Source organism: Bacteroides sp. 3_1_13 (genome assembly GCF_001185845.1).
GTDB classification, from domain to species: domain Bacteria; phylum Bacteroidota; class Bacteroidia; order Bacteroidales; family Bacteroidaceae; genus Bacteroides; species Bacteroides xylanisolvens.
Window position 1 is genome coordinate 461,483 of the sequence record NZ_KQ236956.1, and the last position, 18,547, is coordinate 480,029.

The following is an 18,547-nucleotide window of genomic DNA, read 5'->3' on the forward strand; positions in this document are numbered from 1 at the left end:
AATATTTTAAGAATTAAACAATAAAAAATAGAATAAGATTATGGAAATGAATTTGTTTATCGCCTACATTGGCATCGCGATTATGGTTGGTTTGTCGGGCATCGGTAGTGCTTACGGAGTAACTATTGCAGGTAATGCTGCCATCGGAGCATTGAAGAAGAATGATAGTGCATTCGGTAACTTCCTGGTATTGACAGCCCTTCCGGGTACACAGGGGCTTTATGGTTTTGCCGGTTATTTCATGTTTCAGACTATCTTCGGCATTTTGACTCCTGAAATTACAGCTATCCAGGCATCAGCAGTTCTTGGTGCAGGTATTGCTTTAGGATTGGTTGCCTTATTCTCCGCTATCCGTCAGGGACAAGTTTGTGCAAACGGTATTGCAGCTATCGGACAGGGACACAATGTATTTAGTAATACGTTGATTCTTGCCGTATTCCCCGAGCTTTATGCAATCGTTGCTTTGGCTGCAACCTTCTTGATCGGTAGTGCACTCGTTGCATAATTTTTAGCAAGAATATTTCCTATAAAGGAGTTTCAATCCCCTTGTACATGCAGCTTTGCATGTGCAAGGGGATATTCTTTTTTCATTATAGGGCAACGTTTCTTTCCTCTTCTTAACTCATATTTTTCGCATAAAGTATTATTTTTCAAAGAATAATGTGTACTTTTGCACTCGCATACTAAAAAGAGTTTTAATATATTATATGGTAAAAGATTTATTAACCCCCGATTATATCTTCGAGTCCAGCTGGGAAGTATGTAATAAAGTGGGAGGAATATACACCGTCTTGTCGACACGGGCAAATACATTGCAGGAAAAGTTCCGCGACAGAATTTTCTTCATAGGTCCTGATGTATGGCAAGGAAAAGAAAACCCTCTATTCATCGAGTCGGATAACCTATGTGCTGCCTGGAAAAAGCATGCACTTGAGAAAGACGAACTTTCTGTCCGTATAGGACGATGGAATATCCCCGGTGAACCCATAGTCATTCTTGTTGATTTCCAACCTTTTTTTGAAAAGAAAGACGATATATACACAGAAATGTGGAATCGTTATCAAGTAGATTCGTTGCACGCTTATGGCGATTACGACGAAGCTTCTATGTTTTCATACGCTGCGGGAAGAGTGGTAGAGAGTTTCTATCGCTACAACCTGACAGAAACGGATAAGGTGGTATATCAGGCGCATGAATGGATGACTGGAATGGGAGCACTTTATGTACAGGAAGCTGTGCCGGAGGTGGCTACTATTTTTACGACCCATGCTACTTCTATCGGTCGTTCTATTGCCGGTAATCATAAACCGTTGTACGACTATCTGTTTGCTTATAATGGCGACCAGATGGCGCAAGAACTGAACATGCAATCGAAACACTCGATTGAAAAACAGACTGCACATTACGTAGACTGTTTTACGACGGTGAGCGAAATAACCAATAATGAGTGTAAGGAATTACTGGATAAACCGGCAGATGTTGTTCTGATGAACGGTTTTGAAGATGATTTTGTACCGAAAGGAAGCACATTTACCGGAAAACGTAAACGTGCGCGTGCCTTGATGCTCAATGTAGCGAATAAATTATTGGGAACAAATCTGGGTGACGATACGTTAATTGTCGGAACCAGTGGACGATATGAGTTTAAGAATAAAGGTATTGATGTATTTTTGGAATCATTAAACCGCTTGAACAGGGATAAGAATTTGCATAAGAATGTTTTGGCATTCATCAATGTACCCGGTTGGGTAGGAGACCCCCGTGAGGATTTGCAGGGACGTTTGAAGAGCAAGGAGAAGTTCGACACTCCGCTCGAAGTACCATTTATCACTCATTGGCTGCATAATATGACTCATGACCAGGTGTTGGATATGTTGAAATATCTGGGAATGGGCAATCGTCCGGAAGATAAGGTAAAAGTGATTTTTGTACCTTGTTATCTGAATGGTCGTGATGGCATCATGAATAAAGAATATTATGATATATTGTTGGGACAGGATTTGAGTGTCTATGCTTCTTATTACGAACCGTGGGGATATACTCCGTTGGAAAGTGTAGCATTCCATGTGCCGACAATCACTACTGATCTGGCAGGATTCGGACTTTGGGTAAACAGCCTGAAGAACCAGCATGGCATTAATGATGGAGTAGAAGTGCTGCATCGTTCGGACTATAATTATTCGGAAGTAGCGGATGGTATTAAAGATACGATTACGTTATTTGCGGATAAGACGGAGAAAGAAGTGAAGGAAATCCGTAAGCGTGCTGCCGAAGTGGCAGAACAGGCTTTATGGAAGCACTTTATACAATATTACTATGAGGCTTATGACATTGCCTTGCGCAATGCTATGAAGCGTCAGTTGAGTTAAGAAAGAATTATTTATCAATAAGTAAACGTAAACATTATGAAAATCAAAGTTAGTAATGTGAATACTCCCAACTGGAAAGAGGTTACTGTAAAATCACGTATACCGGAAGAGTTGGAGAAGTTGTCTGAAATCGCACGCAACATTTGGTGGGCATGGAATTTTGAAGCGACTGAACTGTTTAGAGATCTAGATCCGGAACTTTGGAAAGAATGTGGACAGAATCCAGTACTGTTGTTGGAACGTATGAGCTATGAAAAGCTGGAAGCGCTGGCAAAAGACAAAGTGATTCTAAGAAGAATGAATGAAGTTTATACGAAATTCAGAGATTACATGGATGTGAAGCCGGATGAGCAACGCCCATCTATTGCTTATTTCAGTATGGAATATGGCTTGAGCAGCGTCCTGAAAATATATTCCGGTGGTCTGGGTGTATTGGCTGGTGACTATCTGAAAGAGGCTTCCGACAGCAATGTTGATTTGTGTGCGGTAGGCTTTTTGTATCGTTATGGCTACTTTACTCAAACGTTGTCTATGGATGGACAGCAGATTGCCAACTACGAAGCACAAAACTTCGGTCAACTTCCTATTGAACGTGTAATGGATGCCAATGGTCAGCCGTTGATAGTTGACGTTCCTTATCTTGATTATTTTGTTCATGCAAACGTATGGCGTGTAAACGTTGGACGTATTTCTTTGTATCTGCTTGATACGGATAATGAAATGAACAGTGAATTCGACCGTCCTATCACTCACCAGCTTTATGGTGGCGACTGGGAAAACCGTTTGAAACAAGAAATCTTGTTGGGTATCGGTGGTATCCTGACTTTGAAAGCACTGGGCATCAAGAAAGATGTTTATCACTGTAATGAAGGACATGCTGCATTAATCAATGTTCAGCGTATCTGCGACTATGTAGCTACAGGATTGACTTTCGATCAAGCTATCGAGTTGGTTCGTGCTTCTTCTCTTTACACTGTTCATACTCCGGTTCCTGCAGGTCACGACTATTTTGATGAAGGCCTGTTCGGCAAATATATGGGTGGTTATCCTTCCAGAATGGGTATCACTTGGGATGACTTGATGGATCTCGGACGTAACAATCCGGGTGACAAGGGCGAACGTTTCTGTATGTCTGTTTTTGCTTGTAACACTTCACAGGAAGTGAACGGTGTGAGCTGGCTGCACGGAAAGGTTTCTCAAGAAATGTTCTCTTCTATCTGGAAAGGTTATTTCCCGGAAGAAAGCCACGTAGGATACGTAACGAATGGAGTTCACTTCCCGACTTGGAGTGCAACTGAATGGAAAGAACTGTACTTTAAATATTTCAACGAAAATTTCTGGTTCGATCAATCTAATCCTAAGATTTGGGAAGCTATCTACAATGTGCCCGATGAAGAGATTTGGAAGACTCGTATGACTATGAAGAATAAGTTGGTTGACTATATCCGTAAGTCATTCCGCGATACATGGTTGAAGAACCAGGGAGACCCTTCCCGTATCGTTTCATTGATGGATAAGATCAATCCGAATGCATTACTGATTGGTTTCGGTCGTCGTTTTGCTACTTACAAACGTGCACACTTGTTGTTCACCGATTTGGATCGTCTTTCTAAGATTGTGAATAATCCTGATTACCCGGTACAATTCCTGTTTACAGGTAAAGCTCACCCGCACGATGGTGCAGGTCAGGGTTTGATTAAGCGTATTATCGAGATCTCTCGCCGTCCGGAATTCCTGGGTAAGATTATCTTCCTTGAAAATTATGATATGCAATTGGCTCGTCGTCTGGTTTCAGGCGTTGATATCTGGTTGAATACTCCGACTCGTCCGTTGGAAGCATCCGGTACATCGGGCGAAAAGGCTTTGATGAACGGTGTTGTTAACTTCTCTGTATTAGACGGATGGTGGCTGGAAGGTTACCGTGAAGGTGCAGGTTGGGCATTGACAGAAAAACGTACTTATCAGAACCAGGAACATCAGGATCAGTTGGATGCTGCTACTATTTACAGTATTCTTGAAACTGAAATCTTGCCGTTGTATTATGCACGTAATAAGAAAGGATATTCTGAAGGCTGGATCAAAGTGGTGAAGAATTCTATCGCACAGATCGCTCCTCATTATACAATGAAGCGTCAGTTGGATGATTACTATAGCAAATTCTATTGCAAACTGGCGAAACGCTTCCAGACTTTGGCTGCTAATGATAATGCAAAAGCAAAAGAAATCGCAGCTTGGAAAGAAGAAGTGGTTGCTAAATGGGATGCTATTGAAATCGTATCTTGCGATAAGGTAGAAGACCTGAAGAACGGTGACATCGAAAGCGGAAAAGAATATACTATTACTTACGTGATCGATGAAAAAGGCTTGAATGATGCAGTGGGACTTGAATTGGTTACTACTTACACAACTGCAGACGGCAAACAACATGTTTACTCTGTAGAACCGTTTAGTGTTATCAAGAAAGAAGGTAACTTGTATACATTCCAAGTTAAACACAGCTTGTCAAATGCAGGTAGCTTCAAGGTGTCTTACCGTATGTTCCCGAAGAATCCGGAGCTTCCACACCGTCAAGACTTCTGCTACGTACGTTGGTTTATCTAATTTGTTTGAAATAGAAGTAGGGGAGTCCTTCTCCCTTACTTTCATATATAGATTCAGCCCCTGTGTTCTTTCGAGAATTACAGGGGCTGAATTTTATCTGTTTGGTTGTTGACTTGTGAAGTTTTTAATAAGCAAGAAACCATCTGAAAAGAAAAATCACGCTTACTGCAACATGTCGTAGTAAGCGTGATTTTATAGGATCAAGGCTTTTCGAACAGCCCCTTGTTTGAACTTTAAAGCCTTTGAAAAACCTTCTTTTTCGATCTGTTATTTTACAGCTTCTGCAATTTTAGCCTGAAGTTCTTCTCCATGCAAACCGCGAGCGATAATTTTACCACTGCCATCGATTAATACAGTGTGAGGAATACTGTTTACTGCATAAAGCTGTGCACCTTCACTTTGCCAGAATTTCAGGTCGGACATTTGTGGCCAAGTCATATTCATCTTCTTGATTGCTTCTTTCCATGCAGCTCCATCCTGATCGAGAGATACGCCTACAATTTCGAAGTTCTTACCTTTATACTTTGCGTAAGTTTCTACCAGATTAGGCATTTCGCGACGGCAAGGACCGCACCAGCTAGCCCAGAAGTCAACCAATACCACTTTACCTTTACCAACGTAATCAGACAACTTCACAGCCTTTCCTTCCGGAGTCTGCATTTCGAAATCAACAAATTGAGTACCTACGGCAGTCTTTTTCTGCTTGTCGGTCATCTCTTTGATTCTTACGATTGTTTCGTCATTCTGGAAATTCGCAGGAATTTGTTGCAACAAAGCTTCATTTTCGTCAGTAGAGTTATTGTAGAACGTTTGTTTAAACAAGAATACCCCAACCGGATTGGTGATGTTCTTTTTAACACCTTCTTTGATTGCTTTGTCATACTGTTCTTCCAGCTGGGCACCCTCTTTCTGTTTGGCTTCTTTCTGCTCATCACTTAAAGAAGTGTCGCCCATTGCTTCATAAATGGTATTCATTTTCTTGCTGATGTCATTGATTTGAGCTCTGATTTCCTGGTATGCATCATTGTTAGGAGTACCGGTCACAGCGTCGTTATCCTTGGTCAGGGAAACGTTGATTTTTCCGTTTTCGAGGAAGAAATCAATCATTAATGGCTCTCCGTTCACTTCGCAAGTGACATAGCGGCTAACCACAGAATCTTGTGTACCTTCAAAGGTAAAAGTACCTTTGGTGATAACGGCTGTATCTAGTTTGGTCAGATTTCTACCAGTAGCTTCCTGAAGATAAACGGTGTCACCATCGCTTGCACCTTCTACCGTACCTGTGACAACGTATCCGGCTTTGTTTCCGCCCGTACAAGCTACCATGCCTAACGCTGCCGTTGCAATAACTAAATAAGTTAACTTTTTCATGCTTTTGTAAAATTAGTGAATAAATATTTATGCAAAGATAGATTTTTTTTCTGTCGGGCATCGAAAAACACTGTTATATTAGATTAACACCTAGGTGAAAACCGCAGAAATGTGTACCTTTGCAGCCCAAACTTTAGTATGAATATGCAAGAAGATAAATCCATCATTGAGGTGAGCCATGTATCGAAGTATTTTGGCGATAAAACAGCATTGGATGATGTGACTCTAAACGTGAAAAAGGGCGAGTTTGTCACTATACTTGGTCCTTCCGGTTGCGGTAAAACCACGTTGTTGCGTCTCATTGCCGGTTTTCAGACGGCTTCGGAAGGCGAGATCCGAATTTCGGGGATGGAAATAACACAAACCCCTCCCCACAAGCGTCCCGTGAATACGGTATTTCAGAAATATGCCTTATTCCCGCACTTGAATGTATATGATAACATTGCTTTCGGCCTGAAACTGAAAAAGACACCGAAACAAACCATTGAGAAGAAAGTGAAAGCTGCTTTAAAGATGGTAGGTATGACAGATTATGAATACCGCGATGTGGATTCTCTTTCCGGTGGTCAGCAACAACGTGTAGCCATTGCCCGTGCCATTGTGAATGAGCCGGAAGTGTTGCTATTGGATGAGCCGCTGGCAGCGCTCGACCTGAAAATGCGTAAGGATATGCAAATGGAGCTCAAAGAAATGCATAAATCTTTGGGTATAACATTTGTTTACGTCACTCACGATCAGGAAGAGGCATTGACGTTGAGCGATACGATTGTTGTGATGAGTGAAGGAAAAATTCAGCAGATCGGTACACCGATTGATATTTATAATGAACCCATCAACGCTTTTGTTGCCGACTTTATCGGAGAAAGCAATATCCTCAATGGTACCATGATTCATGATAAGCTGGTACGCTTCTGCGGTACGGAGTTTGAATGTGTAGATGAAGGATTTGGTGAAAATGTTCCGGTAGACGTAGTCATCCGTCCGGAAGATCTTTATATTTTCCCCGTTTCGGATATGGCGCAGTTGGTAGGCGTGGTAGAGACTTCTATTTTCAAAGGTGTGCATTATGAAATGACGGTGATGTGCGGCGGATATGAATTTCTGGTGCAGGATTACCATCATTTTGAAGTAGGAGCGGAAGTCGGACTGCTGGTGAAGCCGTTTGATATTCACATCATGAAGAAAGAGCGTATCTGCAATACGTTTGAAGGAAAATTGCTGGATGCCACTCATGTGGAATTCCTGGGCTGTAACTTTGAATGTACTCCGGTGGAAGATATAGCTGCCGATACGAATGTCAAAGTGGAGGTAGACTTTGAAAAAGTGATTCTTCAGGATAATGAAGAAGACGGAACGCTGACAGGTGAGGTGAAATTCATCCTTTACAAGGGCGACCATTATCATCTGACCGTATTGTCAGACTGGGACGAGAATGTATTTGTAGATACGAACGATGTATGGGATGACGGAGACCGTGTAGGTATTACCATCCCTCCAGATGCCATTCGTATAATTAAAATAACCGATTAACAGGAAAGGAAGTGAATAAGAAGTTTATAGTCTTTTTGTCATCACGTAAGAGTTGGACTCTCCCTTACATTATTTTTTCGGCGATCTTTGTGATTATACCGCTGTTTTTAATTGTCGTATATGCCTTTACCGATGATAGCGGTCATTTGACACTCGCCAATTTTCAGAAGTTCTTCGAACATCCCGAAGCAATCAATACCTTTGTATATTCTATCGGTATTGCCATCATTACCACCCTTGTTTGTATTTTGCTGGGTTATCCTGCAGCATGGATATTGAGTAACAGTAAGCTGAACCGTTCCAAGACGATGGTCGTACTGTTTATCCTGCCGATGTGGGTAAATATTCTTGTGCGTACCCTTGCTACGGTTGCCTTGTTCGACTTTTTTAGTGTACCGTTGGGCGAGGGAGCATTGATATTCGGTATGGTATACAACTTTATCCCCTTTATGATTTATCCTATTTACAACACGTTGCAGAAGATGGATCATAGTTATATTGAAGCCGCACAAGATTTGGGAGCCAATCCGCTGCAAGTCTTTCTGAAAGCAGTCCTTCCGCTTTCTATGCCGGGTGTGATGAGTGGAATTATGATGGTGTTCATGCCGACTATATCTACATTTGCCATTGCCGAGTTGCTGACGATGAATAACATCAAACTCTTTGGTACGACGATTCAGGAAAATATCAATAACAGCATGTGGAACTATGGAGCGGCACTTTCGCTTATTATGTTGCTGCTGATTGCTGCTACTTCTTTGTTTAGCACAGACGATAAGGACAATTCAAACGAAGGAGGCGGGCTATGGTAAAGAAAATATTTGCGCAGGCTTACTTGTGGATATTGCTGTTGTTGCTTTATTCTCCTATCGTGATTATCGTTATCTATTCTTTCACCGAAGCGAAAGTGCTGGGCAACTGGACTGGTTTCTCCACAAAACTTTATACTTCGCTTTTCACTACAGGCACGCATCATTCTTTGATGAATGCATTGATTAACACGATTACTATTGCTCTGCTGGCTGCAACGGCATCTACCTTGCTGGGTAGTGTGGCTGCTATCGGCATCTTTAATCTGAAATCCCGTTCGCGTAAAGCGATTAGTTTTGTGAATAGTATTCCTATTCTGAACGGAGATATCATCACGGGTATTTCGCTTTTCCTTTTGTTTGTTTCTTTAGGAATCACACAAGGATACACAACCGTAGTGCTTGCTCATATTACTTTTTGTACGCCATACGTTGTTTTGAGCGTTCTGCCTCGTTTGAAGCAGATGAACCCGAATATTTATGAGGCCGCTCTTGACTTGGGAGCGACTCCCATGCAAGCTTTGTGGAAAGTTATTGTTCCGGAGATTCGTCCGGGAATGATTAGTGGTTTTATGCTTGCATTGACCCTATCCATTGATGATTTTGCCGTAACTGTCTTTACCATCGGTAATCAAGGTCTGGAGACACTCTCTACTTATATCTATGCCGATGCCCGCAAGGGAGGGCTGACCCCTGAACTTCGTCCGCTTTCGGCTATCATTTTTGTCGTGGTGCTGGCGTTGTTGGTTGGCATCAATTATCGGGCAGGAAAAGCGAAGAAAAAAGATTAATAGACCATCAAATGTGCTACTACGTAAATAATATGAAAAGAATAATTCCCGTAATCCTGCTCTTACTGACCTTGACCGGATGCTATAATTCCGGTGAACCTCGTGAGCGGGTTCTTAAAATCTACAACTGGGCAGATTACATCGGCGAAGGTGTACTCGAGGATTTCCAGGCATATTATAAAGAACAGACCGGTGAGAATATCCGTATCGTTTACCAGACATTCGACATCAACGAGATCATGCTGACGAAGATTGAAAAGGGGCATGAGGATTTTGATGTGGTCTGTCCTTCGGAATACATCATCGAGCGTATGCTGAAGAAACATTTGCTGCTGCCCATCGATACGAATTTTGCACATTCTCCCAACTACATGAATAATGTAGCTCCGTTTATCCGCGAACAAATCAATAAATTGAGCCAACCGGGTGAGCAGGCGAGCCGCTATGCTGTATGTTATATGTGGGGAACGGCTGGAATTCTGTATAACCGGGCTTATGTACCCGATTCGGTAGCGTTGTCCTGGGATTGTCTTTGGAATAAAAAGTACGCCGGAAAAATCCTGATGAAGGATAGTTACCGTGATGCTTACGGAACAGCTGTCATCTATGCGCATGCGAAGGAACTGAAAGAAGGAACGGTGACAGTGGAAGAGCTGATGAACGACTATTCTCCACGTGCGATGGAACTGGCCGAAAAATACCTGAAAGCCTTGAAACCGAATATTGCCGGTTGGGAGGCGGATTTCGGCAAGGAGATGATGACGAAGAATAAAGCCTGGCTGAATATGACTTGGAGCGGTGATGCGATTTGGGCGATTGAAGAGGCAAATGCGGTAGGAGTGGACTTGGATTATGAAGTTCCCGAGGAAGGGAGCAATATCTGGTATGACGGTTGGGTAATCCCGAAATACGCCAGAAATCCAGAAGCAGCCAGTTATTTTATCAATTTTATGTGCCGTCCGGACATTGCTTTGCGGAATATGGATTTCTGCGGATATGTAAGTTCCATAGCTACGCCCGAAATACTGGAAGAGAAAACAGACACGACCCTCCATTATTATGCCGATTTAAGTTACTTTTTCGGACCGGGTGCAGACAGCATACAAATTGATAAGATACAATACCCGGATCGCAAAGTGGTAGAACGATGTGCCATGATTCGTGACTTTGGCGATCAGACAAAAGAAGTTCTTGATATTTGGTCGCGTATTAAGGGCGATAATTTGGGGGTTGGCATAACTATTCTTATCTTTGTCGTTGTTGCATTGATGAGTGGCTGGATGATTTATAAAAGATGGCAGCGTTACAGCCGCCAGAAACAACAGAGGCGCAGAAGCAGAAGGAAAAAGGTGAGGAGGAATTAGTATTTCTCCGGATTACAAACAAAAAATAAATAGGTGCGAAGATAGAAGTGGTATCTATAGAAAGAATAAGAAGCACGGTGAACGGAATGCTAATGGCGGGATGTTCACCGTGTTTTGTTTTTATCGTCTTTTCATATTCCGAAGCATATCTTTGGTATCCTTGTTTACCCGGAAAGACTCGATTGTTTTTTGCAGTGCTTTGTTGTAAGTCCAGTTATCCAATGTACTATGTTTCAGATATTCCATTGTCTTTTGGGGAAATTTGATGAAACACAATGATAGCATCCATGCCATACCCATACGTGCATAATAAGCATCATGATTGAATAAATCGGCATATTCCAGTAACGAATCGATATGTTCGTCATCCACATAGTGGAAAAGCATCACAATCCCGAAGCGTATTTCAAATTCTTTAGAGGATTTCAGATAAGGTTGGATAAATTGCCATACGGTTTCTTTTCCTTTTTTTACGGCAGTTTTCAGTTCACTGCAGAAAATGTCGCATACAGCCCAATTATCTATACGGGGAATGAACATTGCTACATAGTTCATTCGTTCTTCAAGTTCCATTTTTACCAGTCCGATAATCATTCCCTGAAGCATTGTTTCTTCATAATAGTTCGTATCGGTTGACTCAACAAACGTACGCCAGTCCTCTTTTTTTATAATTTCTTTGGCCATGATTCGCAGTTGGGGGATACGTACACCGAGAATATTGTTCGCTCCTGGAAGGAGGGAAGAGTGAAATTCCTTATATTTGGCATCTACTAATGCTTGTAACTCTTTCCGTATGTTTTCAGTTGTAGTCATTTTGATATAGTTGGTTATTTCACAAAGGTATAAAAAAAAAGAGCATGCGCATCATGTGACGGCATACTCTTTTGGGAGATAATTCCCATCATAATGAAAATACTTTGGGAAAGTTTATACGGTTAGTCACTTCTTGTCCATGTCGAAACTGAATGTAGTAGGTGAGAAGTCTTCAAACGGCTGTCCTTCTACTTCCACTTTGGTTGCTTTGATTTCAAATGTAAGTTTTTGGTCTTTATATGTATATTGGCCCTTTTCTTCCGCTTCTATGGTTACTTTTATCGTAATTTGAGGAGCTTCTTCCCCGTCTGCTTGTGCTTGAGTCGGGATAGTATATTTTATTTCCAAAGGTTCAGGTTTTAATTGAAGTAGAATAGAGCCTTTACTGTCATCATTAAAGGCAGCGGTATAAGGAATGTTGTAATTGATATCGTCCAGATTTTCGATGATAATTCCGGCAGCTTCTTCACCAACGATACTTTTGATGAGATCGTCTACCGGGAGTTTTTTAATCATGACCTGATTGTCTTTTACTTCAGCGGTAACGGTGGCTCCTTCCGGCTGTTCTTCTTTTGGGGAATTAGTTTGTGGGTTAACGGGCAGATCAGACTCTGTCAACATGGTACCGGAATAATTTCCATCCACATCTTTAAGAGAATATACGGGAATGTCTGAATCATCATCATTGCTACATGCTGTAAAAGTGGTTATCAGGCCCAATGCCACTACAAATAAAACTAAGCGATTAAAACAACGAACTTTTTTTATTTCAGTTAAAGTTTTCATACTGTTTAAAATTAGATTATTAATTTTCAAAATTAAGGTGTACGTACATAGGGTAAATGCCGGTAATTGTAAAATACTGCACAAGGAAATAAAAAACAGAATATTTTTTTTGCAAGAATGCTGTGCAGAGGTCCCGATGGATGGGACCTTTAAGCAAATAGCAGATTTTGTATATTATTGTTTTTTCATTATAGATTCGCTTGGCGTTATTCCAAAATATTCTTTGTATTTGTGGCGGAAGTTTTTCAGATTCCTCAATCCGATCATTTCCGGAACCACATTAACAGAGTATCTTCCACTCTCCAACAGTTCACGGGCTTTTTCCATACGAATCCGGTATATAAAATATTTAGGTGCTTCTCCTGTCAGCGATTTCCATTTATTAAAGAATGTGGTTCTGCTCATGCACAATTCGGATGCGACTTCATCTATAGTCAAATTTTCCTGATCTATATTTTTTAGAATGAAATCCTTTACAAGGTTGATAAATATGTAATTTTTTTCACTCAAAGTATCCTCCTCCTCTTCTATTTTTAGAAATTGTTCTCCGAATACTTTTTGCAGGAATGATTTTCGGAGAAAACGGCTGTTTTTAATCAGGACGTTCATCTCTATTTTTAAGTCTTCTATATGAAAAGGTGTATTTATAAAGACATCGGCCAAAGAAGTTTCTCTGGTATTGCGTTGTCTTCCATTCAGATATGAGCCGTAGAGGATAATGGGAATGATTGAAGTTTCACAGGACGTTTTCAATCTTGATGAAAGCTCATTGCCGTACATACCATGCAGCATGGTGTCACAGACTACAATGTCTGGATATTCTTCCTTTATGTATGTTAGGGCTTCCAGACCGTTTCCGAAGCTTTTTACAATAAAATGATCAGATAAACGCGTTTCTAGGTAAGATCTGAAATCGATATTGCTGTCAGCAAGTAGTACAGTGGGTTTAACAGACTTTCTTTTATGAGACTTTTTACAGAATAAAGAGTCTATTTTTGTTTCTTCCTGATTGGCTATGATTTGTATGGGAGTGTATTTGGATATACTTTTATGTGTATATCCTTTTGAAAGATTTTTTTCTTTTTGTATAAGAATGATATAGAAGTAAATACAATAAATAGAAAATCCTCCTACAATGAACAGTGGGATAAAGTTTAATTGATAAATAAGAGTTATAGCCATGATGACAGGAACGAGGGGCGACGTTGTTATTGAATATTTCATATGAATTTGTTTTTAATAGCGCCACTTGGATGAGATACACCAATTTCCTTTGTTGGGGATAAAAGAGGAAATTCACTGTAACTATGATCTCATAGTTGTACATTCATAAACTCAAAATATAAACTCGTAATTATTTATATCTTGAGGGGGAATAGTTGAAGGTGAAGTCTATATATAGAGTCTGAATTCTAACAGTTTGAATCATTCTTTCGGAAATGGTGAATTTCCTCCAAGTGACAATAATAGATCTATTTCTTGTTTATTGAATGTTTTATATACTGTATGAAAATACAGGTGGGGGGAGAGCGTGTGGCATATTCGGTACTATCAATAAATATCTCGATGAGTACCATTTTATATTTTCTCATATATGGGTAGAAAGGAAGTACGATTTATTCCTGCGAAGTAAAAATAATGATAAGTTGTAACAAGTGGATGATGTTATGAATGTTGTCTAATCGTTTGTTATTGTTTGGTGTTCTTATAGCGATAAACGGTGACATATAATTATGGTTTGTTAGGATTGTGTTGTTGTGAGGTGACAAAAGAGTGAAAGAGGTGTACCGTTTTTCCATTTGATATTTCTATTTCTGATTGAAGAATTATCAATATCGGATTGTAATGTCTTCAATGGGGATAAAAAAAGAGTCGCATGATTTTCTTATGCGACTCTAGATTATATGCATTATTGTGTAATGTCTGGTTATTTATAACTTTTGAATTTCTTCCAATGAAAGTCCGGTAGCCTTTTGGATAGCTGTTATGTCTACTCCCTGTGATTTCAGATTGCTGGCAATTTCGAGCCGTTCTTCCATACGCCCTTCCATACGTCCCTCCATACGTCCTTCCATACGTCCCTCCATGCGCCCCTCCATACGTCCTTCCAGTTTTGCTCCATCTAATACATCATTTTGTATCATGATGGCACTAAGGTGCTCGTCGTAGGCATGTCTTTCTTCCTTGGACATATTATAATAAATAAGTTTCCGGCGTGCTTCTTCCAGACCGGGAGCTGTTGTATCGGGGCGAATGCAACCAGTTTTCAAGTATTCAATCCATTCTTCCAATGGAGTGACGGCCACTTTATCGAATTCATTCACACGAATTAGAAAATATTCCGGAAAGATTTCTGCCGGAATCTTATGGACGATGGCGTCTTTTTCTTTAGTAGTTACTTCCAGTCTGTCTCCTGTATGTACTCCGATAAAATGGTTTTGTCCATGATACAAATAATCTTCTCCCTTACCGATATCGAAGTATAGAATACTGATAGAGTATATTTTTTTCACCGCATAGTAGCGTTCTCCTAAAGAAATATGTTCAGTGATAGCTTTTGCCACTCCGTACAAGATGCGTTCCAGATAATAGAGCTCCCGTGTATTTTGGATCTCTACAATAATGATTTCGTCCTTACTATTTCTGGCTTTAATATCTACCCGGTTGAATTTATCATCGATTGTTTGTTGGTTGCTTTCACTTTCCAATATCTCTATGATTTTCACGTTTTCACCGAGAAGGACAGTCAAGAAACCTTCCAGTACGCCGAAATTTGCCTTTTGGCGGAGAAGCCTTTTCACAGCCCAGTCAAAGCGTATATATTTGTCTTGTTGTTCCATATCAATTTAATTTTTAGGTTATTGCAAAGCTACGACTTTTTTTTAGATAATGGCTACTCTTTGACTTTATATTTTCAGTGAATGAATCTGTGCATATTTGGCAAATTCATCAGGGGCAATTTAAATTATTCTATAGTAGAGAGTTAATTATTAACGCTGTCACATTTTACTATTCCCTTTTATGTAACTTAAAGTAGGAGTAAAAATGTGGCAGCGTTTTAGATTGAAATTTTAGGTCGTTATTATTCCTTATTTTTCTGTGTCACTTCAATGCCTTCCGGCCAAATAGCTTTAGCATATGCTTTTGCATCATTACCGTTTTCTGTATAGTCTTTCGCTATATCCCCTTTGCCTTCATTAAACTTCCAATAGGCTTTTAAACCTGTAGTTTGAGGATCGACATCATACATATTTTTGTAAATTTCTTCTTGTGAGCGTATCACGTTCCATATTCGTACTTCGCAGATTTCACCATCTAATTGACGAGTCATATCCTCTGGCTCACCATAGGAGTGTCCTATTTTAAACATAAAGTCCTTTCCTCGGGTTTGCTTGCCCAAATTAATGGGCTCACCAGTTCCGTAGTCCTCAATAGTACTCTGCAGTTTGCCATCCACGTAGATAGCGGCAGTTTTTGCTTCGGTGTCATAAGTCACGGCTACATGATACCATTCGCTTGGTTGCAACAATTTTCCTTCGTCTGCCTTTGGGAATTTAATCTCGTTGGCGGCAAACTGCAATTGCTGTTTGGGGAATCCTGAATCGCCCAAACGGAACAAACAGTATTGCTCTATACCCATTATAGTTGAAATCTCATTTTTAGGATCGAATCTATTTACCCGGATAATGGCTTCGAAGGTTAGTTGTGTTAGCCCATTTACCACATTAGCCGTAGGGCTGTCTTTTTCGAATCCGGGAACTTCAAAGTAGTTGTTTGAAAGGCTCACTGCTGTAGTAATGGCGCTGGAACGACGTACTATGTAACAAATAGTTTTTGATCCCTTCAATAATCCCATACCTCCTGACGCTTGCTGAATAGTGACAGGTAGCAGGAAATTAGTGTCAATGTCCAAATCCGTGAGGTCGGAGAAACCGATCGTTACGACTTCCGAGTTTACGTCTCCTTTGGGGATGACGACATGCTGTGTAGAAAACTTATAATATTTAGCGTCCAGCATTGCATAATTAGTGCCGAGACGCGCGTTATAATAACCTATCAACGAAGGATCTACCTGAAAATTAACATCAATATCTTGTTCGGCAGGGTATGCCAACACAGCAGAAAGCTCTTGCTGCCCTGTCTGTTTGAGATTATTAAATGTGAAATTAGCTACATCCTTCACTTTTGCCACATCTATATATACGGCATTGTCAAAAGGAGACGCTTTACTATAATCCTTGTTGTCACATGCCGCTACTAACAGAAGTAAGATTATGACAGAACCTGCAAAAGAGACGAATAATGGAATGTCTCGATGAATATGTTTCGTTTTCATAATATTCTCTTTTTATATTTTTCTTTTTATTGATCTCGACCGCTAGTTCTACCAATCTTTGGCGAGATAGCGATATCCTAAATGAAATTTTTGTCGATGTTCATCTGTTACAGTTTCGGATATACCATAGTTGTATTCTCCATTTTCTTCTCTCTCCATGAATGGAGGGCGTGGATTTTTACCCCACTCTAGACCATCTTCTGCTATTGCTCCAATAAAAGATAGATATCCATTTTCCATGCGATATTCGTATTGATTCTGTTCATCACTAATCATATCGCTGCCAAATACGATAATATTGTTCTTTTTTCGATTTTCTTCTTTTTTCCACATTATCGCCTTTTTCTTTGAGGCATTTAATATTCCCTCTGCACTCTTAGGATACAGAGGCATATTTACGCTTCCATAGCGTTCAGCTGTCAGTCCTGCTATGGGTTTACGAGTATAGTCGCTGTAAGGGTGTTCGGTTTCCCACGGTTCTATAATTTGCACTTCTTCTTCCTCTGAAACATAACCATGCCATGCGTAATCAATGTATTTTCCCACTTCTATACCTTCGCATAAAGCAGGATCATAGAAGGATGCAGTAGGCTCGTCCTTATCTACTAAAGTCAGCATTTTACCAGGCATTGCGTCACGCAAACTTTTGATAAGTTTGGGATATGAGGTGGTATTTACTGGAGGCATTCCCGCTTTATCATATCCACTGCCTACGTCCCAAAGGTTCACACCATCTAACTGGTAATACTCTATTGCATCTTTTACTTGTTTGGTAAAGTCTGCTATCTGGGCATCATTCATATTACAGAAGCCTAAGCCTTTACCACCGCCTTCGATGCACAGACACACTTTGCGTTCGTGATCTTGAAGAGGGCGGATGTAAGTGGCTGTATTCTCTAATACATAGCGTAGATCATTATTCAATGTTAGTATGGCGCGACCGGATTCTTTATCATAACCTACCGTTGCAATACGCAAGTTGACAATATTCCCCATACTGTACGCTTCCTTTTCCCGGGTTTCAGTATTTGTTCTCACGTATATAAAAATATCAGCAAGTATAGGTTGGTAAGTAGAGGTGTTGAGATAGAATACAGAAAGGAAACGGGTATCCAATGTTGCGATATTAACGCCATCTTCAGAAATTATTTCACCTGCCTTTTGGCGTACATTGACTCTGTATCTAAGATATTGCTTCTCTGTTTCACCGTCCGCATTAGTTTGCTCTATGGCAAAGAGTAATTCGTAAGCATCATAATCTGCAGGCAGATTATGTGTAGAAAGCGTAAGTTTGATACTTGATGACTTCTCTTTTCCGGCAGGTATAGTCAGGATGCCTTCTCCCGAGATTACATTCCCTTTGGGGAACACTGCTGATTTTAACAAGGGTTTTTGTCTCCAATGTGCTGCAACCATACTTTCATTAAACGCTTCAATCTTCGCATTATCTGCCTTTATTTCAGCTTCAAACTCCATACTCATCTCGTTTTCCAATTTGACCGTTACCTTCACATCGCTTGTCGCAGGACGGCTTAACTGATAGAATATTTCATCGACAACTATTTCATCCTCACTGTCATTCGTCAGTTCAATAACTGCTTTCCCGGAGAAGGACGAATTGCTACGCAGCGTACTGCCAATACTTCCCATTGTCGTTTCATCCGGCAACTTACCTGCATCCGCCAAAATAGTATCTTCGGTGCAAGCTGACATTCCAACCGCTAGTATCAGGAGCGGGAACAGTATATATATGATAAATTTCTTTTTCATAATCGTA

At 40.5% G+C, this 18,547-nt stretch carries 13 protein-coding genes and 1 pseudogene; 7 read left to right on the plus strand and 7 right to left on the minus strand.

The window, feature by feature from the left end; all coding sequences use genetic code 11:
- The first annotated feature begins 40 nt into the window (after positions 1-40).
- The 3 genes from HMPREF9009_RS14320 to HMPREF9009_RS14330 all read left to right on the plus strand — a co-directional run bounded on the left by HMPREF9009_RS14320 (position 41) and on the right by HMPREF9009_RS14330 (position 4,970).
- Complete coding sequence (locus HMPREF9009_RS14320) at positions 41-505, plus strand: V-type ATP synthase subunit K (protein WP_004316776.1); 465 nt, start codon at positions 41-43, stop codon at positions 503-505.
- 202 nt (positions 506-707) lie between these two features.
- Complete coding sequence (locus tag HMPREF9009_RS14325; RefSeq protein ID WP_008019765.1) at positions 708-2,369, plus strand: glycogen/starch synthase; 1,662 nt, start codon at positions 708-710, stop codon at positions 2,367-2,369.
- Positions 2,370-2,405: 36 nt separating this feature from the next.
- On the plus strand, positions 2,406-4,970 hold the full coding sequence (locus tag HMPREF9009_RS14330; protein WP_004316772.1) for a glycosyltransferase family 1 protein: 2,565 nt from the start codon (positions 2,406-2,408) through the stop codon (positions 4,968-4,970).
- A 267-nt stretch (positions 4,971-5,237) separates the two neighbouring features.
- Here HMPREF9009_RS14330 and HMPREF9009_RS14335 read toward each other — a convergent pair whose 3' ends face one another.
- Positions 5,238-6,341 carry a TlpA disulfide reductase family protein gene (locus tag HMPREF9009_RS14335; RefSeq protein WP_008640679.1) on the minus strand — a complete coding sequence of 368 codons (1,104 nt, stop codon included), beginning with the start codon at positions 6,339-6,341 and terminating at the stop codon, positions 5,238-5,240.
- Between the two features lie 138 nt (positions 6,342-6,479).
- Here HMPREF9009_RS14335 and potA point away from each other — a divergent pair, with 138 nt between their 5' ends.
- Genes potA through HMPREF9009_RS14355 form a run of 4 tightly spaced genes read left to right on the plus strand, consistent with a single transcriptional unit; the run spans position 6,480 to position 10,835 of the window.
- Positions 6,480-7,871, plus strand: coding sequence for a polyamine ABC transporter ATP-binding protein (gene potA, locus HMPREF9009_RS14340; RefSeq protein WP_004316768.1), 1,392 nt, complete (start codon positions 6,480-6,482; stop codon positions 7,869-7,871).
- Positions 7,872-7,882: 11 nt separating this feature from the next.
- On the plus strand, positions 7,883-8,683 hold the full coding sequence (locus tag HMPREF9009_RS14345) for an ABC transporter permease (protein ID WP_004316765.1): 801 nt from the start codon (positions 7,883-7,885) through the stop codon (positions 8,681-8,683).
- On the plus strand, positions 8,677-9,471 hold the full coding sequence (locus HMPREF9009_RS14350; protein WP_049702534.1) for an ABC transporter permease: 795 nt from the start codon (positions 8,677-8,679) through the stop codon (positions 9,469-9,471). The genes HMPREF9009_RS14345 and HMPREF9009_RS14350 overlap by 7 nt, the downstream gene beginning before the upstream one ends.
- A 32-nt stretch (positions 9,472-9,503) precedes the next feature.
- Positions 9,504-10,835, plus strand: coding sequence for an ABC transporter substrate-binding protein (locus HMPREF9009_RS14355; protein ID WP_049703332.1), 1,332 nt, complete (start codon positions 9,504-9,506; stop codon positions 10,833-10,835).
- 120 nt (positions 10,836-10,955) lie between these two features.
- On the opposite strand, the gene HMPREF9009_RS14360 is transcribed toward HMPREF9009_RS14355, so the two are convergent.
- The 6 genes and pseudogenes from HMPREF9009_RS14360 to HMPREF9009_RS14385 form a co-directional block, all read right to left on the minus strand.
- The gene (locus HMPREF9009_RS14360) at positions 10,956-11,648 is read right to left on the minus strand and encodes a DNA alkylation repair protein (RefSeq protein ID WP_049702535.1); all 693 of its coding nucleotides are present in this window, start codon (positions 11,646-11,648) and stop codon (positions 10,956-10,958) included.
- A 126-nt stretch (positions 11,649-11,774) separates the two neighbouring features.
- Positions 11,775-12,434: a DUF4840 domain-containing protein gene (locus HMPREF9009_RS14365; protein ID WP_049702536.1), complete on the minus strand. Its 660-nt coding sequence runs from the start codon at positions 12,432-12,434 to the stop codon at positions 11,775-11,777.
- A gap of 174 nt (positions 12,435-12,608) precedes the next feature.
- Positions 12,609-13,484 (minus strand): annotated as a pseudogene (locus HMPREF9009_RS14370) (helix-turn-helix domain-containing protein); the annotation flags it as partial.
- An 881-nt stretch (positions 13,485-14,365) separates the two neighbouring features.
- On the minus strand, positions 14,366-15,274 hold the full coding sequence (locus HMPREF9009_RS14375; RefSeq protein ID WP_049702537.1) for an Rpn family recombination-promoting nuclease/putative transposase: 909 nt from the start codon (positions 15,272-15,274) through the stop codon (positions 14,366-14,368).
- Between the two features lie 242 nt (positions 15,275-15,516).
- Entirely contained in the window at positions 15,517-16,770 is a 1,254-nt protein-coding gene (locus HMPREF9009_RS14380; protein WP_049702538.1) for a DUF1735 and LamG domain-containing protein, read from the minus strand.
- A gap of 48 nt (positions 16,771-16,818) precedes the next feature.
- Complete coding sequence (locus HMPREF9009_RS14385) at positions 16,819-18,540, minus strand: glycoside hydrolase family 18 protein (protein WP_053095309.1); 1,722 nt, start codon at positions 18,538-18,540, stop codon at positions 16,819-16,821.
- Positions 18,541-18,547 lie beyond the last annotated feature (7 nt).

Excerpts from the sequence above, each read along its gene's own strand:
- HMPREF9009_RS14320 (WP_004316776.1), top strand. The coding sequence starts at position 41 with ATGGAAATGAATTTGTTTATCGCCTACATTGGCATCGCGATTATGGTT.
- HMPREF9009_RS14325 (WP_008019765.1), top strand. The coding sequence starts at position 708 with ATGGTAAAAGATTTATTAACCCCCGATTATATCTTCGAGTCCAGCTGG.
- HMPREF9009_RS14330 (WP_004316772.1), top strand. The coding sequence starts at position 2,406 with ATGAAAATCAAAGTTAGTAATGTGAATACTCCCAACTGGAAAGAGGTT.
- HMPREF9009_RS14335 (WP_008640679.1), bottom strand. The coding sequence starts at position 6,341 with ATGAAAAAGTTAACTTATTTAGTTATTGCAACGGCAGCGTTAGGCATG.
- potA (WP_004316768.1), top strand. The coding sequence starts at position 6,480 with ATGAATATGCAAGAAGATAAATCCATCATTGAGGTGAGCCATGTATCG.
- HMPREF9009_RS14350 (WP_049702534.1), top strand. The coding sequence starts at position 8,677 with ATGGTAAAGAAAATATTTGCGCAGGCTTACTTGTGGATATTGCTGTTG.
- HMPREF9009_RS14355 (WP_049703332.1), top strand. The coding sequence starts at position 9,504 with ATGAAAAGAATAATTCCCGTAATCCTGCTCTTACTGACCTTGACCGGA.
- HMPREF9009_RS14360 (WP_049702535.1), bottom strand. The coding sequence starts at position 11,648 with ATGACTACAACTGAAAACATACGGAAAGAGTTACAAGCATTAGTAGAT.
- HMPREF9009_RS14365 (WP_049702536.1), bottom strand. The coding sequence starts at position 12,434 with ATGAAAACTTTAACTGAAATAAAAAAAGTTCGTTGTTTTAATCGCTTA.
- HMPREF9009_RS14375 (WP_049702537.1), bottom strand. The coding sequence starts at position 15,274 with ATGGAACAACAAGACAAATATATACGCTTTGACTGGGCTGTGAAAAGG.
- HMPREF9009_RS14380 (WP_049702538.1), bottom strand. The coding sequence starts at position 16,770 with ATGAAAACGAAACATATTCATCGAGACATTCCATTATTCGTCTCTTTT.
- HMPREF9009_RS14385 (WP_053095309.1), bottom strand. The coding sequence starts at position 18,540 with ATGAAAAAGAAATTTATCATATATATACTGTTCCCGCTCCTGATACTA.